Origin of the sequence: Methylobacterium sp. WL120 (assembly GCF_008039465.1) — a bacterium.
Lineage (GTDB): Bacteria > Pseudomonadota > Alphaproteobacteria > Rhizobiales > Beijerinckiaceae > Methylobacterium > Methylobacterium cerastii.
The window spans coordinates 39520-45938 of the sequence record NZ_VRUT01000019.1; the positions used below are offsets into that span (position 1 = coordinate 39520).

7 protein-coding genes and 1 pseudogene are annotated in these 6419 nt (G+C 65.5%); 5 read left to right on the top strand and 3 right to left on the bottom strand.

From position 1 onward, the window contains the following. The first annotated feature begins 15 nt into the window (after positions 1–15). Positions 16–993 (top strand): restriction endonuclease, encoded by a 978-nt coding sequence (locus tag FV229_RS06205; protein ID WP_210246588.1) that lies wholly within the window; start codon positions 16–18, stop codon positions 991–993. Positions 994–1552: 559 nt separating this feature from the next. Here the strand turns inward: FV229_RS06205 and FV229_RS06210 are convergent. After that, positions 1553–1762 (bottom strand): hypothetical protein, encoded by a 210-nt coding sequence (locus FV229_RS06210; protein ID WP_147751125.1) that lies wholly within the window; start codon positions 1760–1762, stop codon positions 1553–1555. A 206-nt stretch (positions 1763–1968) separates the two neighbouring features. Next, positions 1969–3345, bottom strand: coding sequence for a hypothetical protein (locus FV229_RS06215; protein WP_147751126.1), 1377 nt, complete (start codon positions 3343–3345; stop codon positions 1969–1971). A 331-nt stretch (positions 3346–3676) separates the two neighbouring features. Between FV229_RS06215 and FV229_RS06220 the strand changes: the two genes are divergently transcribed. Together FV229_RS06220 and FV229_RS06225 are read left to right on the top strand one after the other, a co-directional pair. Beyond that, positions 3677–4129: a hypothetical protein gene (locus FV229_RS06220; RefSeq protein ID WP_238271959.1), complete on the top strand. Its 453-nt coding sequence runs from the start codon at positions 3677–3679 to the stop codon at positions 4127–4129. Between the two features lie 171 nt (positions 4130–4300). Further along, positions 4301–4504, top strand: coding sequence for a hypothetical protein (locus FV229_RS06225; protein WP_147751127.1), 204 nt, complete (start codon positions 4301–4303; stop codon positions 4502–4504). A gap of 20 nt (positions 4505–4524) precedes the next feature. On the opposite strand, the gene FV229_RS06230 is transcribed toward FV229_RS06225, so the two are convergent. Beyond that, entirely contained in the window at positions 4525–4812 is a 288-nt protein-coding gene (locus FV229_RS06230) for an MTH1187 family thiamine-binding protein (RefSeq protein ID WP_147751128.1), read from the bottom strand. A 177-nt stretch (positions 4813–4989) separates the two neighbouring features. On the opposite strand from FV229_RS06230, the gene FV229_RS06235 reads away from it, so the two are divergent. Both FV229_RS06235 and FV229_RS06240 read left to right on the top strand, forming a co-directional pair. After that, positions 4990–5757 (top strand): lytic transglycosylase domain-containing protein, encoded by a 768-nt coding sequence (locus FV229_RS06235; protein WP_238271984.1) that lies wholly within the window; start codon positions 4990–4992, stop codon positions 5755–5757. A gap of 225 nt (positions 5758–5982) precedes the next feature. Next, positions 5983–6419 (top strand): annotated as a pseudogene (locus FV229_RS06240) (hypothetical protein); the annotation flags it as partial.

The following is a 6419-nucleotide window of genomic DNA, read 5'->3' on the forward strand; positions in this document are numbered from 1 at the left end:
AGACCGGACATCGCCTTGCCCGCGCTCCCAGACTATCAAACCCTCATGTTGCCGGTCTTGAAGATCGCAGCCGAAGGCGAGACGACCATTCCGAAGGTTGTCGAACGCATCGCAATCGAGTTCTCCCTTTCCCCTGATCAGATGGCCGAGTTGTTGCCGAGCGGGCGCGGCATCCGTCTCATCAACAACCGGGCGCACTGGGCCAAGACTTACCTCGCGAAGGCGGGGCTGTTGGACCAGCCACGAAGGGGCGTCTTTCGTGCGAGCGGACGCGGCCTTGAGGTGCTGAAGCGCGGGTTGAAGCGGATCGATAACGCCGTGTTGGCTGACTTCGAGGAGTTTCGTTCATTCGCAAAGACCAAGCTCCGCGCGTCAGGTGATGCACCTACGGCTTCAATCACGATGCCCGTAGCGGAGGTGCTCAAGCTCGACAGCGCAGTAGCTATTGCTCCACCAGACGAGCGGATTACCGGTGCCGCTAAGGAACTGGAGGCCGAACTTCGTGGCGACCTCCTTGACCGTATCTTCGCCATTGAGCCCATAGCCACCAGAGCGCGCTTCTTCGAGCAGCTTGTCATCCGTCTACTTGTGGCAATGGGCTACGGCGGGGGGCGGGACGAAGCAGCCTTCCATACAGGTGGCCGGGGTGATGGCGGTGTTGATGGGGTGATCCATCAGGATGCCCTTGGCCTAGACCCAGTCTACGTCCAGGCCAAATGCTACGACCGCGATAGCGGGATCGGCCCAGAGAAAATCCAAGCCTTCAAAGGCGCCCTGGACGATAAGGGTGCAACGCGTGGCGTGTTCATCACCACGGCAAGGTTCAGCGAAGCGGCTCAACGATCAGGTAGGGCGAGCCAAAAGCAGATTGCCCTAATTGATGGTGAGAAGCTCGCTGAGTTAATGGTGCGCTTCAACGTGAGTGTTCAGGAGGACCGGACGGTGGTCATCAAGAAGCTCGATGAGGACTTCTTCGAGGGTTGGGCGGCCTAACTCGTCTACATAGCATCAGCGAACATCTCGACCAGCTCCTCCTTGGAGTGGTCAATGAGCTTGGTGATGAGAGCTTCTCGCCGTTGGAACGCCTTGAGCTGCTCCTCTAGCGCCGCTAGGCGGGCTCCGGTGATCTGACGGTGCGCGTGGCCGGAACGAACGTGGAACAGAACTGGAAGCCACGAATGATGTGGATCATGGGGACCAAGGGTTAACGTCGGTTAACCGGTTCGGGTCTAAGGAGTAGGTTGTCTAAACACGCGAGGGGGAAGCGGCCGGTCCCGCTAAGGCAACCGCCTCCCCGCCCAACCGTGTGTACGTCGCGGGTCCAATCCACAGCGTAGACGCGAGCGAGAGGATAAGGTCGGGTCCAAACCGGCCCGGAGGCGGCTTCCAAACCCGTCTCCCCTCTACGTTCACTCTGCCCGAGTCGGACCAATCCAATCAACTTGGATGTTTCCTTCGACTTCGGCGCCTTGTTCATAACGTGGATAGCGTTTCCGCTACGACGGTATCGCCGTGGAAGCCCGCGAGCGCCTTTCGGGCAGTCAGGTAGTTCTCAGGCCATGGCGCCCGCTGACGGGGAGCAAAACACGAGGTACGTGCTGCCGAGGTAGACACTCAGCGTGCCAGGGTCGCGCTCGTAGTCAGCCCATTGCCGGCCCCGGCGACGTGACCGTCTTTCGAACCACACCTCCCCCACGCCGCTTAGGCTCGCGAAGAAGAACCGCCCATCACACTCGATTTCAAGTCCGAACAGCTTGATCACGTTGCAGTCCCCAAGCTCGCTTCGTTGCGCGAGCGGTTGTGCTTGTCGTGGGAGGTCCCATGCTGATCAAGGGCGTATTCCTGCGGGCGACTAGAAGTCTACTGCGTCGCCGCTGATCACCACACGTGGTGGCGCGCTAAGTCATTGCTTCGATTGGCTCCGATCTATGCACCCGTGAGAAGCAACTAATTTGCAACGCCACGTCGCTAAGGCAGCTTCACGGCCTCGACACAGGCGCGCATCGCTTCGGTGGACGTGGCGCCCGCGTAACGCCCCATCGTCATGCCGAGGGGAAGTGCAACGCCGTCGAGCGTCCCATCCTCGGCCTTGTGCCCGACGACGTTCGCGATCGTCCAAGGCGTGTAGCCCTTCACGCCGCGCTCGATGCCTTCAACAGCCTTCCGCACGAACCAGCGGCGCCATGAGTGAAAATCCACGTTGGATTGCCGCTGGGCCTCAGACGCGCGTTCGTCCACTTTGAGGCGCCTTCTCTCGCGCGTGAAGGCTTGGCTGACAGGCGCTGAACGGTCGCGCTTCGATCCCTCACGCTGCTCTGAGAGGTCGTCGAACAGGAAGGCATCGGGCGCCTTTCCGTGGCACCGGGCGTTGATCAGGTCGGTGAGGCCAGGATGGGCGGGGATGGTCCGCAGGCCCGCCTCCGTCTTCGCGTCAGTCACCCGAAGGCATCCATCTGCGCAATCCCGAACCCTTAGGCCCGCAACCTCCTCAAGGCGGAAGCCGCTCAAGGCGCTCATCAGGGAAAAGTCTCGCTCCCGTTGCGTTCGGATGCCCGCAAGGAGGCGAGACACCTCCGCGTCTGTGAATGGTCGCTTCTTCCCGTTCCCGCCTTCGTGCCGCCGCTTCGGCTTCTCCAGGGACTGCTCAAGCCATGGGTTCTCGGTGGTGCCGTGGCGCTTTCTCAGCCACCGCCAATAGGACCGGAGGCATGAGAGGTCTTTGTTCGCGGTCGTTACGTCCACGCCTTGGCTGATGAACTGGTCGTGGATGTACCGACCCGCCACCCGTTGGGTGATTGCCTCCACCGCCTTGCTGGTCCGCGTCCGGTCGCACCATGCCTCAAGGCGATTGAGCGCCCGGCGGATGTCGTCCTTGTAGCCGATCGATAAAGCCTTCTCCGTAAACCAGCGGTCGAGCAGCGAGGTAAGCGGAGTGTGCTCCCCAAGCGCGACAGCGGCGAAGGTCTGCGCTGCTTCGTAACCGTGTTGGCGCTCGATAGCGTCCACCGTCTCGGTGAAGGCATCTTCCTCAGGATCGTATCCGTCATCCTCAGGGCCGGTGGTGTCCATTCGGAGCGCACCCGTGTCGCGAAGGCGCTTCACCTCCATCGCCTCAGCGACAAGGTCCGCCTTAACGATGCTTGCCTTGTTCCCCGTAAGGGACGCTCGAAGGCGCCGGATCACGTCCACCTTCTCCCGCTCCGCCTCTAACGGGTCAGTGGTGTTCAGCACCTCCTTGAGCTTCGTTCGGCCGACTTTCGCGACCATTGAAGGTGGCACGCGGATCACGACTCGTATGCGGTTGCCGTGACGTTCGAGGTGCATCCCGAGCTTGTTCGAGGCCATGACCGGAAGGGGGTTACGAGGAAGGTGTCCCCCAGCAAATCCCCCAATGTGTCCCCCAAATCAAGCCTGAAAAGCCCAACGATCTCCGTGGTTCAAGGACTTAGGTCGCCTCAGGCGGATGGTCCCGCTCCCTCCGCCACGAACCGCTGATCGTCTCGCGTTCGCTCGGCACTCGACTTTCAACCCAGCTTCCATCGATCGCGTCGGATCCGCCGTCCGCTTCCGTCGGCGCACGCCTCTCGTCGGCCTGTGCGCGTCGGCAGCGCGGTGTGGTAGGCAGGCCGCCGACTCGGCACCGGCAGGTCCGTCGACCGAAGAGGGAGGACATAGCGTGCGCAAGGCAAACACCGCTCCGGCGGGCATCGTAGTGGGAGCCGTGTGGCTCCTCGCGGCCGGCGTCTCCCCGGCGCAGGCGCAGCTGGATACCGTGAACACGATTCCCTGTGCGCAGGAGGGCGGCGTCTGCCGGATGCCGCATCCGACGAACGTGTATTACGGCGTGCCGGGCAAGACCAACGGCCGCCCGTTCCCGCAGGGCGGCGTCATCGCCTGCAACACCCAGACCTTCGGCGATCCGGCGCCCGGCCAGCGCAAGAGCTGCTGGTATGCGCCGAAGCTCGTGGACAACCGCCGCGGCAATTCCGGGGGATACGGCGGCTATGGCGCGGACGACCGCTCGGGCTACCGCGGGCGCGACCGCGACTACGACCGTCCGACGCGTCGATCGGAGGAATACGACGCGCCGCGCCGGCGCTATCGCGGCGAGCCGGACGACGACGAGTAGGGATCGCAACGCCGTCGGCGTTCCGCGATCGGCAGGAAAGTGCCGATCGCGGAGGGCCAGGTGCGCTGGAGCACCACGCCGCGGCCGTGTCGGGCGCAGGAAACATTCGTGCAATCCGCGGTGCTTAACCGTCGGTGCGATCGGTGACCTGACGACGGCGAGGCAGCACACATGACGACCGCAACCCGGCTCCTGCACCTTCCCGTCGTCCTCGTGGCCCTCGCCTTCGCCGCGACGCCCCTGGCGAGCCCTCTCCTCCTGGCGCTCGCCGCCTTCGCCGCCGGGCTGCTCCTGGCCTATCGCTGCCTCGCCGACCTGATGTCGGCGGAGCACGAGACCACGGTGGGCCAGACGGTGTTCCGCCACTACCTCTGAGCGAGGAACTCTGGGCCGGGCTACGACACCGCGGTGAGCTTGTCGGCCATCGTCTGCGCCTTGTCCCGGCGCGACGAGAACGCCATCGTGAAGAACACGCGCTGCACGCCGAGCTCGGTCAGGCGCGCCTCGCACATCTCGATCAGGCGGCAGATGTCGGCGAGCTCGCCCTCGATGTTGGTGCCGTTGGCGTGCATCTCGGCGTTCAGCCCGCTCGTCTCCAGGATCGCCTTGATCTCGCGGACGTAGGACGACACCGAGGGGCCGACGCCCATCGGCACGATGCACAGATCTGCAACAACCTTCATGAACTTGTCCTCGGTGGCGAACCTGGGGTTATGTCCGGCGGCGTCGCCCGCTACATAGCGAGCCACAATCCGGGAAGCCGGCCCGGTGCCGTTCTGGCCGAACCGTGCCGCGTTTCCCAGCCCGACCCCGCCTTTGCGATGGAGATCTCCGTGACCGACACCAAGCGCCGCAGCACACTGGCGGCCGTCGCCGCGGTGGCGCTCGCCTGTCTCGCCGGAGGCGCCGAGGCAGCCCAATGCGGCAACTCGGCCGCCGGCTTCGAGGCCTGGAAGTCTCAGTTCGCCCAGGAGGCCCAGGGCCGCGCCAGCGCCGCGAGCCTCGCGGCGCTCCGCGAGACCAACTATTCCACGGCCACCATCTCGGCCGATCGCGGCCAGAAGAGCTTCAAGCTCTCGCTCGACCAGTTCCTGGCGAAGCGCGGCGCGACCACGATCGTCTCCCGCGGGCGGGCGCTGAAGCGCCAGAACGCGGCCCTGTTCGCGCAGATCGAGCAGCGCTACGGCGTCCCCCCGGGGCCGCTCCTGGCGATCTGGGGCATGGAGACCGGGTTCGGCGCCGTGCGTGGCAACGTCAACACGCTGTCGGCGGTGGCGACGCTGGCCTACGATTGCCGTCGGTCCGCCTACTTCACCGACCAGCTCTATGCGGCGCTTACCCTCGTCGATCGCGGCATGCTCTCGTCCAGCACCCGCGGCGCGGCGCATGGCGAGGTCGGGCACACCCAGTTCCTGCCGAAGAACGTCCTGACCTACGGCACCGGCGACCTCAACAACGTCGGCGCGGCGCTCAGCTCCACCGCGAACTTCCTGAAGGGCCACGGCTGGCAGGCCGGCGCCGGCTACCAGCCCGGCGAGCCGAACTTCGCCGCGCTCCAGGGCTGGAACGCCGCCACGGTGTACCAGCGCGCCATCGCCCAGATGGGCCGGCAGATCGACGGCGAATAGCACCAGCGCCTGTTCGCACCGCCGCGGCGATGAATCAGGGCCGAGAACCGCCACGATTCATCCTCGGTCAACCATAATCCCGCCCCGGAAAAGCCGGGCAGGCTGGGCCTTTTGCCCTTTCGGCCGATCGGGCCGGGAGGGTGCCGGTCCGACCGCACGCACGGACGCGTCCGGCGACAGCGGCTCGGGATCGACGGCATCCGTATCGAAACGGGCGCCGTCCTCATGGTTCGAGACCCCCTCGCAGAAGCCCCTTCCGCCCAAGAGCTGTTCCCGGCGCAACGCCATCGTTCGAACGCCGGCCTTCGGCGCCTCGCCCTGAGGGCGGCATCGGTCGCGGCGATCGCCGCCCTGGTCTCCGGGAGCGTCGTCCTCGGCGGCCTGCCGCGCGGGCCGACAATCACCGAGGCGCTGGTCGCCTCGACGGATCCGGTAACGAGCGAAGCGGCGGGGGAGCCGGCTCCGACGCTCGGCGCGGAGGCCCGGCAGCGCTGGCGCGAAGCGCTGCTCGAAGCCTTCCCCGACTGGTCCGCCGGGCAGCCGCAGGCCCCGTCCGAGCAAACATCGCCCGAGCAGGCGTCCCCCACCCCGTTCGCGCAGCAGGAGCCGGCCCAGCAGGACCCGTCCCCAGCGACGCCCGGCCTTCCGGCTCAGATGGTGCC

Excerpts from the sequence above, each read along its gene's own strand:
- FV229_RS06215 (WP_147751126.1), bottom strand. The coding sequence starts at position 3,345 with ATGGCCTCGAACAAGCTCGGGATGCACCTCGAACGTCACGGCAACCGC.
- FV229_RS06225 (WP_147751127.1), top strand. The coding sequence starts at position 4,301 with ATGACGACCGCAACCCGGCTCCTGCACCTTCCCGTCGTCCTCGTGGCC.
- FV229_RS06230 (WP_147751128.1), bottom strand. The coding sequence starts at position 4,812 with ATGAAGGTTGTTGCAGATCTGTGCATCGTGCCGATGGGCGTCGGCCCC.